Source organism: Phocaeicola acetigenes (assembly GCF_027529745.1).
Taxonomy (GTDB): domain Bacteria; phylum Bacteroidota; class Bacteroidia; order Bacteroidales; family Bacteroidaceae; genus Phocaeicola; species Phocaeicola acetigenes.
Genome location: NZ_JAPZVM010000004.1, coordinates 87,283 through 105,576 on the forward strand (window position 1 = coordinate 87,283; position 18,294 = coordinate 105,576).

General features: G+C 40.6%; 15 protein-coding genes. 1 reads left to right on the top strand and 14 read right to left on the bottom strand.

Translation table 11 applies throughout. The annotated features are described in order from the left end of the window. Window positions 1-28: 28 nt before the first annotated feature. The 12 genes from O6P32_RS06765 to O6P32_RS06820 all read right to left on the bottom strand — a co-directional run bounded on the left by O6P32_RS06765 (window position 29) and on the right by O6P32_RS06820 (window position 13,466). The gene (locus O6P32_RS06765) at window positions 29-1,045 is read right to left on the bottom strand and encodes a hypothetical protein (RefSeq protein ID WP_269877610.1); all 1,017 of its coding nucleotides are present in this window, start codon (window positions 1,043-1,045) and stop codon (window positions 29-31) included. Between the two features lie 19 nt (window positions 1,046-1,064). After that, the gene (locus O6P32_RS06770; protein WP_269877611.1) at window positions 1,065-1,757 is read right to left on the bottom strand and encodes a hypothetical protein; all 693 of its coding nucleotides are present in this window, start codon (window positions 1,755-1,757) and stop codon (window positions 1,065-1,067) included. Then, window positions 1,754-2,779 carry a hypothetical protein gene (locus O6P32_RS06775; protein WP_269877612.1) on the bottom strand — a complete coding sequence of 342 codons (1,026 nt, stop codon included), beginning with the start codon at window positions 2,777-2,779 and terminating at the stop codon, window positions 1,754-1,756. Before O6P32_RS06775 ends, O6P32_RS06770 begins: the two co-directional genes overlap by 4 nt. Before the next feature lie 104 nt (window positions 2,780-2,883). Beyond that, on the bottom strand, window positions 2,884-3,489 hold the full coding sequence (locus O6P32_RS06780; protein WP_269877614.1) for a hypothetical protein: 606 nt from the start codon (window positions 3,487-3,489) through the stop codon (window positions 2,884-2,886). 96 nt (window positions 3,490-3,585) lie between these two features. Then, window positions 3,586-6,693 carry a tubulin-like doman-containing protein gene (locus O6P32_RS06785; RefSeq protein WP_269877616.1) on the bottom strand — a complete coding sequence of 1,036 codons (3,108 nt, stop codon included), beginning with the start codon at window positions 6,691-6,693 and terminating at the stop codon, window positions 3,586-3,588. A 19-nt stretch (window positions 6,694-6,712) separates the two neighbouring features. Continuing rightward, the gene (locus O6P32_RS06790) at window positions 6,713-7,312 is read right to left on the bottom strand and encodes a hypothetical protein (protein ID WP_269877617.1); all 600 of its coding nucleotides are present in this window, start codon (window positions 7,310-7,312) and stop codon (window positions 6,713-6,715) included. A gap of 144 nt (window positions 7,313-7,456) precedes the next feature. Then, window positions 7,457-8,125 carry a hypothetical protein gene (locus O6P32_RS06795; RefSeq protein WP_269877618.1) on the bottom strand — a complete coding sequence of 223 codons (669 nt, stop codon included), beginning with the start codon at window positions 8,123-8,125 and terminating at the stop codon, window positions 7,457-7,459. Window positions 8,126-8,486: 361 nt separating this feature from the next. Further along, window positions 8,487-9,107: a lysine exporter LysO family protein gene (locus tag O6P32_RS06800; protein ID WP_178265506.1), complete on the bottom strand. Its 621-nt coding sequence runs from the start codon at window positions 9,105-9,107 to the stop codon at window positions 8,487-8,489. Beyond that, window positions 9,097-9,381 carry a LysO family transporter gene (locus tag O6P32_RS06805; RefSeq protein ID WP_178265507.1) on the bottom strand — a complete coding sequence of 95 codons (285 nt, stop codon included), beginning with the start codon at window positions 9,379-9,381 and terminating at the stop codon, window positions 9,097-9,099. Before O6P32_RS06805 ends, O6P32_RS06800 begins: the two co-directional genes overlap by 11 nt. Window positions 9,382-9,994: 613 nt before the next feature. Continuing rightward, window positions 9,995-10,423, bottom strand: a complete 429-nt coding sequence (locus tag O6P32_RS06810) for a DUF4878 domain-containing protein (protein WP_269877619.1) — start codon at window positions 10,421-10,423, stop codon at window positions 9,995-9,997. Window positions 10,424-10,463: 40 nt separating this feature from the next. After that, entirely contained in the window at window positions 10,464-11,834 is a 1,371-nt protein-coding gene (locus tag O6P32_RS06815; RefSeq protein ID WP_269877620.1) for a WG repeat-containing protein, read from the bottom strand. Between the two features lie 252 nt (window positions 11,835-12,086). Then, window positions 12,087-13,466: a glycoside hydrolase family 47 protein gene (locus tag O6P32_RS06820; RefSeq protein ID WP_269877621.1), complete on the bottom strand. Its 1,380-nt coding sequence runs from the start codon at window positions 13,464-13,466 to the stop codon at window positions 12,087-12,089. Window positions 13,467-13,612: 146 nt separating this feature from the next. On the opposite strand from O6P32_RS06820, the gene O6P32_RS06825 reads away from it, so the two are divergent. Then, entirely contained in the window at window positions 13,613-14,461 is an 849-nt protein-coding gene (locus O6P32_RS06825; RefSeq protein WP_269877622.1) for an AraC family transcriptional regulator, read from the top strand. Window positions 14,462-14,619: 158 nt separating this feature from the next. Here the strand turns inward: O6P32_RS06825 and O6P32_RS06830 are convergent, their stop codons facing one another. Both O6P32_RS06830 and O6P32_RS06835 read right to left on the bottom strand, forming a co-directional pair. Continuing rightward, window positions 14,620-16,269, bottom strand: coding sequence for a C69 family dipeptidase (locus O6P32_RS06830; protein ID WP_269877623.1), 1,650 nt, complete (start codon window positions 16,267-16,269; stop codon window positions 14,620-14,622). Between the two features lie 124 nt (window positions 16,270-16,393). Continuing rightward, complete coding sequence (locus O6P32_RS06835) at window positions 16,394-18,055, bottom strand: M23 family metallopeptidase (protein WP_269877625.1); 1,662 nt, start codon at window positions 18,053-18,055, stop codon at window positions 16,394-16,396. Between the last annotated feature and the right edge of the window lie 239 nt (window positions 18,056-18,294).

The following is an 18,294-nucleotide window of genomic DNA, read 5'->3' on the forward strand; positions in this document are numbered from 1 at the left end:
TTTCAGTTTCAGTCCAACATATATTTGATTATAAATCAAAACCACCTAAAGTAGATATATCATCATTGGGTTTCTGCTTCTTTCCACCTACCCATTCTGGCTGCCAGGTACGTACATGGATAACAGGATTTCCTCCATCTTCAGGAAACTCCCAAAGCAGAAATAAATATCCCTGGTCGCTATACGTACTCGATGTCCATTCCTGTCTCAGACGTACTCCATACATAGATGGATTAATTTTAGAACGTGTAATTCCTGCACAACCACCTTCTTCTCCATTTTCACCGATTTCACTGAATTTCACATTAATCCATTTATTACGCATAAATGCCCTTCTCAGATTACGGATATATTGCTCTTTTGACTGTTTAGAATATTCTACCTTATGGCTTAATCCTCCCATATCACTACTTTTTCGTAAGGTAATCACCTTTCCTGTAATAATAACAGCATCATCACTAAAGATCTGATTGATAAAATCAATATCACGCTGATTATATGCCGTACGGAAACGCTCAATGTATTGCATAATAACCATCTGCTTTTCCTTCTCTACTACACTGCCACAACGTTCCATACTTTCCGACATATGTGCATCCAATGCCAAACGAAAATCAGTAATCTTTCCTTGTGAATTAAACTCAACCACAGCTTCCTGATAGGTACCGGTACCAAAGTCCTCACCTTCTGGAGTAATAATCAAAGGAATATGGCTTACCATCATTGTACCATCCTTAAAAACCCAACAACGCTCTACCACTTCTTCATCATCGCAATAAAAAGGAGTCACTGCCCACAAGCGCAAGAGCGATTTCAAAGAAAAATCATCCATTTCCAGGTGTTTGGTAGTCAGAATACTGCCGGCAGCTTGTGCTCGATTAATTTCTGTAAGCAAAGTTCCCAAATTAAAAGCTGCACGATCCAAAGCTACAGGACGTTCTACCATCTCATCTACAGTCAATGTCACTGTAACAGTTGCTTTTATATATCCTAAAGACAACAGGCATACAAATGCCAGCATGATATACCGTAATTTTGTTTTCATCGTCTGTTCTTTTATTAATTTATAATTCAATTCCAATTGCACCACATCCACTATAGTTCTTTACTCCATCAGGCTTATTAGTCTTAATGTTACGCCGTTCTTTGCCGGGTGTAAGAATTGCTTCAATTTTAGCATCTCTGTTATAGATTATCAGATAACACACATCCGGATTATTCAAAGAAGCATAACGGGCATATTCCTTAATCTGCCCATTCTCCTTCATTTTCTTAATTTCTTCCACTATATCTGCATATTTAGTATAGGATGCCAACTTATTTATGACTACAGGAAGCTCTTCTTTTATTTTTTCTTCTACCACAGGAATATTTGTGTTTGTAATCACTGTGGAATTTTCTACTGGAAGAATATCATTTTTTTTCACATAAATAAAAGACCGAAACATATTGCTACCACGGGGCATTTCCAAAATAGTCCACAATTCTTTTTTATTATTTACAACCAAATTGCTACTTTTCTTCAACTTACGCTGGGTTTCTACCCAAGCATTTACTTCTTCATACAGTTTTTCCTCTGCATAGTTTCTTGCATCTGTTTCAGTAGGTGCAGTAGACTCCGCATAGATATACTGATTATTCTTTTTTATTTTATTTATCTGCTTTTTGATTTCATCTGTATTATCATTTTGCTGCGCAAACAAAGGAAATAATGTAAAAGCAGACAGAACTACTGATGTCAAAAATGTTTTCTTCACGGCTTATTTGATCTTATATCGTTAGTAAAAAATTTCTCTGTAATATTCTGTAAAGGAGTATACACATACACTTCTCCCTTTATTGTCCCAGTTTCTTCCAAAAGAATACTCATTGGTACTTCTAAAGAAAGCATATGATTATATCCCATTTTACTGTTCAATGCAAAAAGAGTAGCAGTCAAAACCGTACCATCATATGTCTTAATTCCCAAATAAGGACTACATCCATCTTGAAAGAAAAATCTCAACACTTGCTGTAAAGAGACTTCAAGTTTGACCTTAGAATACCCATACTTGTCAATAGTCAGCATCATCGGAATATCTTTATTCATACACCCAGTAAGAAGTATGTTGGTAATACTTTGCAGAGGTTTTGCTTTATCTATCAATACAACATATTCCTGACCGTTGTCCTTCTTCTTATTCAAATACAAATCCGAACGAATTTCATCGCTCAAATAGCACCCGTTACTGACTATACAAAACTGTTCTGAGTAAGAAAAACTTCCCTTCTTCCAATTTTCCGGCAATTTATTCGAAAATAAAAGTGACGAAGTTCTCTTTAAATCACGCTCAAAAATGGCTTCAAGTTCTATTGCATTCGCCCCCACTAACACCTGATAATCAGCAGGAACATTCATCTTTATCCTTAAGCTATCTTCCCCCCACTCTACACAATAATATCTACGTTCCACTTCCTTTATTCGGAGCATTTTTTCTGATGTAATTTTTTTCAGAAGTGAAGCATCTCCTTGTAAAAAAGTCACATTTTTCCGACTGGCTGCTTCTGCTTTATCTATTCCCTCTATTTTTACATCTTGCTCCAAAGCGTAACGCTCTATAAAATCCAGCAAAGGACGGGCTTCATAGTGACTAGCCCAACTACTATCAAATAATTTATATCCGATGTGTGAAATATCCCCATAATGATTCGTACGTACACGCAACACCCGACCTTTGAATTGCCAAGTAGAATCATTATCCACATTGATACCCATATCTGATGAAAAATCCATCTTCATGGCTTTTGCCAATGTTTCCAGACAACGTGTTCGGAATAACGGAGCAGCATCCATAGAAGACATGAATGCTACTACCGTCAAAATTATTATGATAGTACGTTTTATCATAATTTTATAGCTGTTGTATTACCGTCGTGTTTCCAATAACCGATTCCACTGATTTGTCCATCTCGGAATTCACCTTCAAAAGTATCTCCCGGATTTGCCACAAAATCTTTAGAAGGTACAATCCGATGACTAACGGTATAAGTAATCGTTCCATAACCATGAGGCTTTCCGTTTTTCAGATCGCCTGTATAACTACCATAAGGCAGGTTTACTGTACCTTTTCTTACCCCACCTTTCGATTCATCTTTTCCTCCCGATTTTCCGGTATCTTCCGGTCTTTTTACTGTAGTGTCTACTGCGGCAGAATCTACTACAACTGTATCTACTGCAGTTGAATCCTTAATAAAATCTGTGTTACTATCTCCTTTTCCACGGTTCAATCCCCAGTAAATACCTCCTCCTACAAGGCCAAGCACTACTACCCCAACTGCTATTATCAAAGGTAATTTATTATTTCCTGGATTTACTTTTTTCCCTCCTGCTTTTTCTTTCAAAGTCTGATGACAGAGAGGACATTCAAATTCCGCTCCCGAAGCGACCTCTATCTCTTGGTTATAGTTGTCACAATCAATATTTTTACAGATTCCTACTTTCTTTGCCATATCTTTATTTTTTATTGGTTTAAAAATCATCAGTCTGTAAGTCTCTGTTCCTCTTTTTCTAAGAACAAGAGACCTACAGACACAAGGTTCTTCTGTTTAATCTATTTTCAAATCGTCGTCACATAATTTTTCTGCTGCTTTATTAAAGGCTACATATACTGGATTATTTTCGTTCTGTCCCAACAATGGTAACAATACATTATCCAATGTTTCACCCATCTTCAGCATCAGTTTATCCTTCTTTTCGCGGTGTTTGTAGTTGGCTTCCAACTCTTCAGATACAGCTTTTTTCAAAGAAGCCGCATCCACAGCCCTATTCATTTTACACAATTCATTCAATGTATTTACCATATCAGTACCTACAGGAATCCAACGACTTACACGACCCATTTTATTTTTCTCACCGGCAAAACATTTCGTTACTTCTCCAGTTTCCACATCTTCACGATCTACAATAAGACCGTCCAGTGTATAAGCAAGCAAAACAATAGGCATCAATCTCTTCTTAGCTTCCTCTGCACTTTCACCAAACAAATTAGGCAATGGTTTCGAGAAGCTTTCTGTATGAACAACCATACGGTTTACATCGCTACGAGTCAATACATCATATTTTTCCTTCAACACTCTTACATTGTCTACATAACGCAAAGGGAATCCACTATGGGCAGTAACCACCACAATCTGATTAGTCTTAAAGTTGACTGATACATCGTCGTCCTTGTCGAACTGAATTGTACCACTTTCCCCAAAATCTTTAATAAAATCATTACGGAAAGTATCGTCGTCCTCGTAAAGAGGAAGAGAAATCTGAATAAGTTTTCTGTGGTTTGCAGCTGTTTCCGGACTACCTTTGCCTTCTTCAGAGCCATTGAAAGGCAAGAAGCTTTGAGCCGCATTATAAAGTTCTTTTACAAAACGTTTACGGTTATCAGGAGTACTGCACACAGTAGAACGTAGTTTATCCAAGATATTGACATCTACCAAACGCTGGTTAGGATTTTTCTTCGAATAATCATCCATTTCCTTATGTGCATTCTCTATACAATTCTTCAAAGTAATTTCCATCAATGTTCCGACATTGATTTTCTTACTCAGTGAACTGAAGCATTCGTTTGAAGTACCGATAGATTCTACAATTCCAGCACGCAAACTATCAGCATATGCTTTCTGGTTCGTCTGATTTTTAAGGAATCCTTGTACCACATCACGAACTAACTTCGGGTCGTATTCTTTTACAACCTCCCCACGCATATTGCTTGATTCCGCATCACTCAGTTTACACTTATCCTCTGCCTGACGCTTCATTAATTCATTAAATTCGCCCAATACACGCATCAAAGGTTCCACACTATTCACTTTGAGCAGCGTAAGCTGATTCATAACCTCCGACATCAGTTTTACAGCATAACCATAGCCATATACACTTGTCATCAAGGTCATCTGCTCGCGCTTGGCATCGGCAAAACGGCCAAATGTTTTGGTAGATGCATTTGTAATGGCATCTTTCAGCCAGCCGATATTATTCCAATCTCTGCGAATATCTTCCAATTCATTGGCAAGATCTTCATTCAGATAGGCTGTACGTTTGGTAATTTTCTGCTTGTAACCTTCAATACGTTCTGCACACTTACCTAGCAAGACAGTCAGATACTTATGGATTTCAAGCATTGACATTGTACCATTCTTCCACTGTGCAAACAGGTTATTTTCAATCCGACGGCAAATTTCTTCAGCAAAACCAGGAATCTGACTTTCATAATCAAAATAGAACTTCTTCACTCCACAGCCGCGATACATGGAATCAAAGAACTTCTCGCAAAGCTGGTTGAACTCTTCATACCATTCTTTCTTCTGGCATTCTGCCTGTACATCTTGTTTGTAACGGTCGATATAAAATTCCCATCCCGATACAATAGGCTTCCAGTTAGTTACATGCTTTTCAATAGAAGGAAGTGGTTTGCTCAGCATCAGATAATCATCTGTCAGCAGATTTGCTTCCAGTTCCGATGCTTTTTCCACATCATGAACAAAACTCTTCCCTACAGAATCTTCTGTACATTCCATATATCCTCGGGCTTCATCCCACAAGCCATAAAGCATCTGCATAGAAGCCTGACGGGCAAAATAATAAGCACCGTATTCCACAACCTCAGTTTCGGGATATTCGATACGTTTCACCCCGAATGTCATAAATTTACGACTATGTACCGGTTCCTTCGCTTCATTTTCTTCAGGGAGCAAACCGTTATTTTCACACATGCTCAGGCGCTCCATATTTCCCTTGCTTCCGATAGAAGAAACAACGATTTTCTGAAACAGGAAGTCACCCACGATATTAGGCAATACTTTATGGATATTTACCTCTCTACCCGATTCATTTACATTAGTATACAGATACGCCATATCGAAAGCGTCTTGATCTTTCAGCAAACGGCGTACATTACCATATTCATCGGTATTCCCTTTTACATCCGTTGGGAAATAGCGACGTACAGACATCGCATTCAACTCCAACAAAGCAGCATATCCGTTAGGTTGATAATAGCGATTGGCATCTTCTCCGCCAGGAATCTGGATAATTTTTTCCGGGACATACAGATAAAGCTGAATTTTAAATTTCGAACGGTCATCACCCGTACGCTGGAATTCATTACGGATTTGAGTCACGGCATCCACTATGGAGCCAGAGCCGGTACCACCTCCCAAGCCGGCACAAATATGAAAAGTTACATCATCAATATCCTCCTTTTCTTTCAAGGCTCTTACACGTGCATGTACTTGACCTACAAAAGTATTTTGAGGAAGTCCACACATGTTATTAGCTATCAACATACGACCAAAACGACGACGCTGACCACCAATACCTTCACTAATGATTGCACCGATTCCTTCTTTCAACATTGATTCATCCTGGCGGTTAATGAAAGCATTTATACCCGGATACTGATCCAGATTAGACAAAACTCCTGCTCCTATTCCATTGATAGATAAACGCTGTGCAGGAGCGAGCTGTACTGAAACACCAAGTGTTTGCCAACTTTCCTCATCATTCAAATCAGCCAGACTTGAATCTACATACAAGTATTCAATATTAGCCTTACCGGCAGGTTCGTTCGAACGAAATTCTTCATAAATACGTTTACGCAAGGCACGCAAAACAGAACCTCCAGTTCCCCCTAAACCTATTACTAAGTGATTTGCCATAATTTATCTTATTATAAAATTAATCATCATAACGTTTTCTTCGGGTAGTTCTTCCTCCTCCATAACTTCCTCTGCTAGTACAACGCCTTCCGCTACTGCGTTGCTGTTCATAATCCATCGACCAAATAACCCCTGCAGTTCCCAATAGTACAAACAATACACTCCAAGCTACCCGACGAAATATAAACCAATTCATGTAAGAGCAAAGTTCATCAGTCATCGCTTCAGCAATATTAGCAGAAGTATGCCCCGAAAAGTCAGCCATATTCACAAAATATCCTACTAAAGGCCATTCTTCAGAAATGTTGTCAAGAATTACCTGACTATCCTGCTGGGTAAACTGAACACTTTCCGGAATATCCTGCACCCATACATCTATAGCTCTTTTTACGTCCTCACTATAAGACTTGATAGTAATCGCTCCACAAAGGAGTACCGACTGAAAAGCCAAGAATAGAAACAGAATTCCTCCCACTATAAAGCTGAGTGGTGTAAACGTACGATGGACAAACCAGGAACGAATCAAAAAATACAACAGAAAAATTCCTAACAACGTGAGCAAAATCCCCCAAAATAAATTTCCGATAGAATGAAATATAATTGTAAACAAAACTCCCATATTCTTTTTCCTTATTTAATTTTTACTTAAAAAATATTTCATAATCAAAATTACTTTCACAAAGGAAAGGAAAATACGATATCATCATTTTGAAAACAAGGATAAATTAAATTCACAAACCTTGTTTCAACAACTTCCTCACTATCAATCCCGAAACACAGACAGTTTCTCATTATTAACAATCAGTAAAGCCCGATCAAGCAACACAATATGTACTCCCCCACGCTTTACTACAATATCATAGTTTGGAAAAACATCTTCCGGCACCACTTTCTTCAAGATGCTGCGAATACGGGAACAAATTTCATGGGGGACATTAGAGCCTTTGGAGGATAACCTTTCTAATGTTTTATTTATTTTCCGGGCATCCATATTCTTTTCTTTAGACACCAACTGATAGATCTGATACAAATCATCCCTATAAAAAGAGAGCTTACTAAAATTCACCCCATCTTTTTTTAAAAGAAGAAAAATATAAATTGTCTTCCATAAGTATTGCATTTTCAACGGAGTATCACTGAATACAGGAAATACAATATTACAATCGTCGTCTATCACTACCGGACTAAACTTCAAAGGATGTATATTTTCTTTTTCTTTACATGAGTTTACTATTTCCTCTATCCTGACCATGATATCCTGATCTTTCAACAGGGTATCATTTTTCAATAAATCCAATAATAATTGTTTAGCCGTATTATGTAATATATGTGCTTTCATATGATTCATCATAGTTAGATAGATACACTGAAAAAAGTATGATAATTCAGAAACAAGATTGTAAAAAAAACTCAACCTTGTTTCTACTTTCAAAAATACCCAATACCTTTATTGCATTTATCCCTATAAATAATGAATTTAAAAAAACCATTTAAGGGAATAAAGTATAGGTCTACGTATCATGACGACACATAGGACAGCATTATATATCTCATTTTCAACCATATTAGCTCTACAAGGTACAGTTCTATCCTCCAAGAGCCAATAACTAAATAAATATTCAGAGTCAAACAAAGAAACAGAAGATTCTTCTTGGCTATAACTACTATTTACCGCTCCTATATTTCTTATATCGTGTTTAATCCTTTCATCACACCCCCAGACAACAAAAAAATGTGAGCCTGCACGTAAACACATACAGGCTCACATTTTCATTATAATCAACTACCAGTTTTTACATCCGGCAGAACATCGACACAAAGAACGGCATACTGATATTAATCAGAATACCATGCACAATAGCCACCGGTATTGCGTCTTGTCCCGAGCAACGAGCTATAGCAGCGAGAGAAACATCAGACGAACCGATACCGGCTGCTGAAATAGGTGCCAGCTCACCAAAGTATTTGCGAAACAGTGGAGCACCGATAAGGGCAGTCATCTCACGGAAAATATTGGCCAATAAGGCAATGGTTCCCAATTCGGTAGCCAACTGTACCCCTATGGAAGCCGACTTTATTTCCGTAATCAGAATAGACGACAGGGAGTAATAAGCAAAACCACTTCCCACTGCCATACACTCGAACGAAGTCCAACGGCTCAAGATAAAACCTCCGATGGCAGAAAACAGCAGAGTTCCTCCTACTGTAGCCAGCGGAACCAACAATGTCTTTAAATTTAAAGACCGGATATAGTTTTTCAGATTTGCATTGCTACCCAAGTTTATGCCCAATAAAAGCATCAGTACATAAAGTACATAAACAGAAGCCGAGTGTACATCAAAATCGACCATATAGCATACGCCCAACAGGCATCCTGACAGAAAAAAAGCCAATGTAATCAGACTACTTTTCATGATGAGCTCCTTTCCTGAAAAAAAGATGATACACAGCCAGAGAAGCCAGCATGCTTCCCAAAACACTTAAAGAGGCAATCACTGCCGCCTGACCACAGAAATAGCTGAAGTTTTCTACGATCATTTTATTCAAGCCAATAGACAGCCCAAGCAGAAAAAGCAGCAAACATACTACTCCATGAATCAAAGAATCTAATTTATGAATTTTATTCTGATGGCGTAACGGATATCCAAGCAATACTCCAAATGCCATAATTGAAATGAAAGTAAACATAAGAAAAAACAGTTTTAAATTGACACTAAATACCTATAAACACATATTAAAAGTGTCCCTATGGCACATTAGTAAAATTAAATGAACGGATAGACCAAATAATTTTCATACTTCACTTTCAAATTACAACTATTACCTATTCTGAAAACGGCCGCAAAGTTAGAATTTATCCCCGAATTCCACAAACAAACCAGCAAATAAATCTTTTATATAAACGATATGATTATTAATAGGGTGTTTTTATTACTAATTAAAAGAAAAATAAGGCTTCAAATTATTACATAAAAGAGAGAAATGTATATTTATCACTTCATAAATACACCAGAAAACAAGTTATTAAACATATTTTCAAGTATACACAAAAAGCCAGACTTACGATTTATAACAAAGTACCAGTAAAAGTCTTATATTCGTCTCATTTTTTCACAAGAAGCAACAACACAGATAAAAAAGATAGCTTTATTGCTTTTCCATCAGGCAAACAAGCATAAAAAATCCGCGCTTCAGAAATAAACTTCCCAAGCGCGGATACATGCAAAAAATAAAAAAACAGATGAATACCTCTTATTTCCCAACAAGAAGGAATCTATATTTATGAAACATCAAATTGTACTCATTCGTCCAACATCTTATCCGATCCGAAAAGAAGAATTCTCCATGCTCCTTCTTTATCCTTTATCAGGTAAATACTGTGTTCTGCTTCTTTTCCATCGGCAAGCACATCTTTATAAGTCACTCTGGCATAAGTACCGGTTTTGCTCAATTCTTCTTTTATGATTTCAAAATCGGTTACTTTCTCCTTTTCTTCCTGTTTGGCCAGTTCTTTTTCCATCATTTTTGCAAAGTCTTCCTGAGCTTCTTTCTCCTTTTCCGGCTCAGCATCTTCGTCAAAAATCATTTTGGAAGTATAGGCTCTTACATCTCCGGATATCAAACCTTTCAATGCTTTTTCCACTACACCTGTAGGAGTATTATCCGATGAACATGCAGCCATCAGCCACAAGCCACCTACCAAAGTTAATATCATTCCTAATTTTTTCATAGCTTTCTTACTTTTTTAATATACTTGGAAAATACATCTTTTAAAATTCATTCGGTACAAATTCTACCACAAACTCACCCTGGCGGTTAATCAAGCCTGTATGTTCCTTATCATCGGTACTTTGGAAAGTTCTCATGTTACATGGAGCATATCCCTCCTCAAACGGCACATCTACCGGATACAGTACCATATCTCCCAATGAGGTAACCAGTGCCTCTCCAAAATACACGTCCTCACCTTTCCAGATAAAATCGCTTGTAGCTTCCGTACCGTCACAAGGGAACGGATAACTGAAATTACGCATGTATGGAATATATGCCACTGTCTCAAACTTCGTATTGATTACCTGTGTAGGCTTTCCATATTCTTCCACTATCGCATATCCGTTATGGAACTCTGTCACCAGATCGTACGCTTTCGATACGATATTTCCGGTCTTATCGATAAAGAAACATTTACGTTCTTTGTTTACCACCGGTGCCAGTCCGTCGGAGAACGATCCCGGAAGCTTGGTATACTTCGGAGCAATCACAAAAACTCCGGTAGTATCAATGTATCCCCATTTCTGCGTACCGTTATCATCCTTTACAGCTACCAGTGCCAGTCCGTCACTGAAATCCTTGGCCTCTGTAAACTTAGGAGCAATTACAACCTTACCGTTAGCATCACGGTATGCCCAACGTTTTGCCGGATAATTGTACACGGCTGCACGGTTTTCACGCAACGGTGATGCGGGTTTCAGATTTTCCAGTCCTGCCTCACAATTCAGGTTCTTGAATATAAAATCTCCGTTGGTATTGATATGCATCACATAGGTTTTTGAGAAAGGTTTGGCCGGAACATCAACTTTCAAAGTAGCCACTCCATCCACAAACTGTGTATACGACAAGACTCTCGGAATTTTTTTCACAACCTGTCCTTTGGTATCCACCAAAGTAATCTCATTCATCTTTGCACAATAAATAAAACGTCCGGATGAGAAGGCAGGCAGACCAACTAAATTCCCATTATGGTAATCGAATACTTTATTTCCCTGTGCATCCATAAAATATCCGCCTTTCGTTCCACCAATATGGACATAAGCCAACCCGTCGGAGAAGGCACCTACTCTAGGAGTATCTCCATCATACGAAACCAGCTTGGTAGCCGATGTTCTGCGCGGCGATACCGATTTCAGGTTATTCTTGTGATAGTTACCTTGGTGAATCTGCCCGTTCGAAGCCGTATTTGTACTGGTCTTTGCTCCAGCAGCTGCAGTTTCAGAAGCATTTTCTTTCTTTGAAGTATCCTCTCCCAAGGCTTTATCTACTTCATTCAATACTTCCCCAAGTTTTTTAAAGAACTGTGCCGAACCGGTCTGGGGAACCCCAGCCAGCAAAAGTCCTAAAGCAAGTGCATAAATTTTCTTCATAACTGTCTCATTTATGATGTATTGCAAATATACGTGATTGTTAAAAATTGTATATCCCCATAAATAATGTATTTATTCACCCTATTTTTGGTATCCTTCTTCCCCAATATCCTATAAGAAACCCCATCTACATAAAAAGAAAGGAAGCAGCACTTAAATACACATGGCAAACTACGACAACAATCCAGGTTTACCTATGGATTTTAAGTACTGCTTCCTCAATTTCCGTATCGTCCAAAGACAAATGTCTGTTTATTTCATCTTATAATCCCCTTTCCAATCTTTATCCCATGTATTTTTCAGCGGATGAGCTTCCGTATTGAGCACATAATTCTTAAAGCTGAATACCGATTCGGGAGCAAAAAACAGATAGCAATATTTCATTGTTTCCGCAAAGAAGAAGCTCTCCAAAGTATCCCATGTCTCCTTGGTTCTCACATCTTTCAGCTGTACATATCCATTCTCCACCTGACAATATTTCTCTATCGATTCAAACATCACCTTACCCATTTCATAATATTTCTCATCTCCGGTAGCCTTCCATACATAATATGTAGCCTCAATAGCTTCCGGCCTGATCATATAATAAGGAGACAAGACCTCCATTGTTTTATAATTTATCGACTCAGGTTCTATTCCATACAGAGTCCACATCTTATAGATAGACTCCTGCAATTTCTTTGCCCGCTCCAGTTCTCCTTCCAGCACCAGACATCCGTTCCAGAAACAATCCAGGGCACCAAACACGGTAGCAGTCCTTTCTCCCGTATTCATATCCGCTTCACCTATCCAATAACCATTGTCCGTATTCTCCTCCAGATACTTATTGACAGAACTCAGCGACTGTTCCCACATAGCCTTCAGGTCCTGATCTCCAAACAGAATATAACCTTTCAGAAGATATTCGTAAAAAGCATCGATTCCTCCCCGGATATGTGCCTTTGTATCCGTCCACTCTCCCGTATCACAGTTTATTCCACCGCCTAGCAGTCCTGTTTTTCCTCTGCGCTTATAAACTTCTACAATTCCTTTTTTACACGCATTATAATATTTCGGATTGCCGGTCAGTTTACTAAGCATGCCATATTCCAGCAACATCGATCCCACTTCACACGGATTGGTCACATTCCCTTCTATTTTTCCTGTTTTCAGATTTACCATTCTGTACGGAATTCCGGTCGGGGTATCAAATACCGGCATCAGTCTGTCTCCCAGGTCTACAGCCAGGTCCAGAAACCTCTTGTCTCCATCCAGCTGATAGGCAGAAACCAGTCCTCCCACAATACGGATTGCTATTTCAAACTGCTGCACATACATATCTTTATTAAAATCCAGCCTTTCGAAAATCAGATTTCTTGCTTCTGTTTTTTCTTTTTCCAACCCCATCAGACACATGGTACTGTATGCATCCACCGGAGTCATCAACAACGTTTCTTCATACCAGTTATGCCCACGCTTTGCTATCGGATTTACAGCATCCATTCCATACGCATAGTTCATATAAGCTCCCCATCCCTTCACAAAAGCAGCCTTCACCCTGTCTGCATACTCTTTCCGTTCTGCATTCGATGCAAGTGCGCAACCCGATATCCATAATAAAAAGACACACCACAAAATCGACCTTTTTCCCATTTTTACTTGATTTTAGACATTACTTTAGGATAAAATTTATTCTTTTGCAAAGTTAAATTATTTTCCCGCTTATTGCCGGACATACAATTACTCCACACCGTAAAATTATTACGCTATTCCGATATTTCATTTATAAGTTTTGCATAATGAACACATACACACCCAATCAATTCTTACTAAAAGATTTCGTAAAAGACACCGAACAGTTTCATTTATCGAGAGTAAACATATCCGGATTGGGAGACTTATCTTTCCACACACACGATTATGCAGAACTTTTCTGGGTAGAAAGTGGAAGCGGCATACATCACATCAACGGAAGAACAGTCGCTCTGAAACCATATGATGTGGTGATGATACGTCCCACCGACCTGCATACCTTCTCCTCTCCGAAAGGCGACCTGACCATTGTCAATGTAGCATTTTACACTTCCACACTGGATTATTACAAGAGCCGTTACTTTCCGGATTCAAACTCTTATTTCTGGACAGACAAAGAGCTGCCCTATCACTGCAATTTACGCCAAGACTGCATTTCCAGATTCACGGCACGAGTAGAATCCATCATGAAAAAGAAGCACTCCTTCCTCCAGCTGGATAGTCTGATGCTACACATCTTCCGCACCATTCTCAACGAACAGCAACACGTTACCGAAAACTCACAAATGCCCCCGTGGCTCATCAATGCAATAGAACAGTTCAAAAGACCGGAAAACTTCATAAGGGGAACCGAAAGTTTCATCGAGCTATGCAACCGCAGTCAGGACTACATCGGCAGAGCACTGAAAAAAAGCCTTCATAAAACACTTACTTCTTACATCAATGAAGTAAGAATGGAGTATGCCGTCACCCAACTTACCATGACCAACATGCCCATCAAGGAAATCAGCAGCCGGTGCGGATACAAAAGCCTTGCACACTTTTATTTCATTTTCCGTAAGACTTATCATGTTTCTCCTCATCAGTACAGAACGCACAATCAGAAAATCGTTTAGAAGCAATGGAAAAACATAAAAACGGTTTGTCCGGCAAGAAGCATAAAAAAAGGTAAGCCTCTACGTATCGCTACCATTCACACTGATAGCACACGTCAAGGCTTACCTTTTCCTTATCCAGTTGTCAGGGTATCCTCCCCCCGACAGGAAATGAAGTCTTATTTCTTCAGTTCTTTCACCTTATAGCGGTCTCCGGTAGCTTTTACCAGTTCGCGCAAGAATTCTTCCGGATATCCCGGACGTACCAGCGGAGCTGTATTTCCTGTTTCCGGACGCATCAGCTTACCGTCTTTCATCTTCTTCATTGCTCCGTCGTTGTAGCGTACAATCAGGAATTCACCCAATTTCTTCCAACTGTCTACAGCACTCTGTGCAGTCATGTGAGTATAGTTGGTCAGGAATTCTTTTGCTTTCTCCGGATCTTCGTTATACAGTTTCATGGCAGCTGTTTCCACTCCGCTCTGTGCCTGTTCGAATGTATTTTCCAGACCGTTCTGTACATTGCGCATATCTTCAATCATCAGACTGTAACGCGGACGAATCATATCGGCTACCCAGTTGTAAATCCAGAAAGCAGAATCCCATGAGAATGTCACACAGTCCCCATTACCTTCCGCATACACATTCGGCACACGGTCTGTATTACAGTATACCGGAGTAAATACAGTCATGTTCGCGTCGTCCAGACCAAACCACAGCACACCACCGATAGCATCCGGCATCGAAGCACGCATCTGCGCTACAAAGGTAAAGGCACTCTGCTGAGTCGAAATAGGACGTTCGTTAAAGTATTCGGAATCATCTACCTTGAAAGTCAGCGGCGACAGACGGTAAGGCATATTAAACGGACCAGCTCCCATGTCTTTGGTAATATCCAATGGAGTACCTTCGTAATGGTCGCGCATAGCCTGCTGGATATCACGTACCGAAATCTTACGGTCCGGTTTCACATACAATGGCATCGGCTCGCTGCTCTCTCCCTGTACATACGACAGATAAGCCTGGCCGGTTGCTTTACTGAACATGTTGTAGTAGCTCCATACACGAGCTTCACACGCACGCAGTCCGCTGAAATCCAACGGACAATATGCATCGGCAAAGCTGAAGTCCTTGTTGGCTCCATTGAAATATCCTTTTTCACGTGCAAACGAAATCACATCCGGAGAGTACAGACAGTTCTCCTTGTCGTTCATATTGAACTTATGGATACGGCTCTGGTTGGCATGCGCTGCAATACAGTCATCAGGGATACGCACTGCTACCCATACTGCACCTTTCATACCCGGACCCTTACCGATCATTTCCATAATCCATACTTCATTCGGGTCGGCAATAGAGAACGATTCACCGCTGCTGTAGTATCCATATTCCTTCACCAGGTCGGTCATCACCTTGATCGCTTCTTTTGCTGTACGCGAACGTTGCAGCGCTACATAAATCAGACTTCCGTAGTCCATCACTCCGGTAGTATCTACCAGTTCCGGACGTCCTCCGAAAGTTGTCTCACCGATAGTCACCTGAAACTCGTTCATGTTTCCAATCACGTTGTAAGTCTGTTTCGCTTCCTTAATCTGTCCCAGATACTTACCCGAATCCCAGTCGTAGATGCTTCTCATGGCGCCTGCCGGATGCTGTGCAGCCGGATAATGGCACAGGAAGCCGAACATTCCATACGAGTCGGCAGAATAAGACACTATTACCGAACCGTCGGCAGAAGCTTTCTTGCCGACAATCAGGTTGGTACACGCCCAACCGTTTACAATACAAGCCGTCAGAAGTACGACAGCTGTCAGAAATCTTTTCATCATATGTTTTTAGTTTGTAAGTTTTTTAGTTTGTAAGTTAGGTGACAAGGTTTCAGTTGACGAGTTGACGAGGCTTTCCTTGTTCCCTTGTCAACTTGTTCCCTTGTCAACTTGTCAACTTGTTCCCTCAAAATTTAAAAACCTTCCTCGTCTCATTCCCGCAATAATCCGTCACAATCACCTCGGCTTTATGCGGAACTCCCTTCTTTATCTTCTCCTTGTCTATCACCACCAGCATACCTTTTTTCAGACCGAACAATACAAACTTTCCGTCTATATACACCTTGTAGCTGGCTACACCCGTTTCCGCATCACCCACTTTCAGGCGTACGTTCCGTGTGGTTCTCCACGTATTCTGCGCCACCGGTGTTACCCTCGGCGCAATGGTATCCACAGCTATGGCAAAGCGTCCCAGACTGCGCACCTTCGCCTTCACCCATCCGTTCTCATACGTTCCCCCCATCGAGGCACGCCACTTTCCGGCCTTCTGCACAATGTAATACTTCGTAGTATCTGCCACCGGCAAATGTCTCACCCCGATAGACAGCGTACAGAACCCGTGCAGCGGAGTCTTTCCCGCATCCAGCACATAGTCGAACGAAATGCCCGTACTGTCGCCTACCACTTCAGTCTGAAGTTCCGCGTTGTCATACAGCATTCCTTTCGGTACCAGCAGTTCCATACCCGCCTCCTGTATCACATTCGTCTTGTTCCAATACAACATCTTGTTCGCCTTCGGTACATAAGGAGGAATTTCCTGTTTCCGTCCCTTCACCGTAAAACGGTACGTCCGTGTATTTCCGAAATTATCCGTCAGCACATAGCGGAACTGATAATTCCTTTCCTCATCAATGTGCACCACTCCCCGGCTCGCCCCAGCCTGCAGCAGTCTCAAGCGGTTGCCCGGTGCAATATACGAACGCATAATCAGTCTCCGGCTTCTCATCAGCTCTTCGTAATCCGTAAAGCCATTAATCATCCGGTTCTCGTCCGGCAATACCCGGTCCGTCGTGCTCCGGAACACCTCCTTGTCGTCTACATACAGCACCACCGAGTGCACCCCGTAGAAATTCGATGTTCCGTCCATATAGTCCTTGGCACTGATGCCCGTATAAATAGCTCCCCAGGCGGTTACCCCCTGATTCAATGCGCCCACTTCCAGCAGTTTCTTCTTCGCGGCTCCATTGATTACCCCTTTTCCCGGCAACGGATAAAAACCGACCAGACTCGCCACCGGAGCCTTCGTATCCTTCAGTCTGTCCTTGAAATAAGGCATCGGGTCGATGTACTCCTGCGTATCCGTATGGCGCAATTCAAAATGCAGATGCGGTCCGGCCGAAGCCCCTTCATTACCGCTCATGGCTATAATCTCTCCCGCCTTCACCGGAAACATTCCCGGTTCCAGTTCCAGATTACACACAAAAGTCTCGTTCTTGTACTGATAGTCGCGCACATATTTCTGTACCTTCGGCATAAACGAAATCACATGCCCGTACACCGAGGTAAACCCGTTGGGATGCGTGATATAAATAGCTTGTCCATACCCTCCGTGCGAAACAGCCACTCTCGACACATATCCGTCTGCCACACAGTGTATAGGCTTTCCTACCACTCCTTGTGTTTTGAAATCCAGTCCGTTATGAAAATGATTCGGCCTCAGTTCCCCGAAGTTCGCACTCAGCAACAGCTGAAAATCAAACGGAGAATGCAAAGCCATCTGTTCCGCCTCCTGTGCCTGCACACAGAGACTCATTCCCAGTGCAAACACCCATCCTAATTTCTTTATCATTTCTCTCTTTTATAAACTGCACACAAAGATAGAATTTTTTCTCCTTCTCCCCTTACACTGCCCCTTGTTATTCAGCAGGCCAGCCCACTCTTCTATAAAAATATGAATAAAAATTTGGAAAATATACACAAATATCTCTACCTTTGCAGCGCAAAACAAATAAAGCCCATGCATAGAATATCTACATATCATCTTTTACCCGTTCCGCTATACCGTCCCCTGGTATACGGCCGGTACAC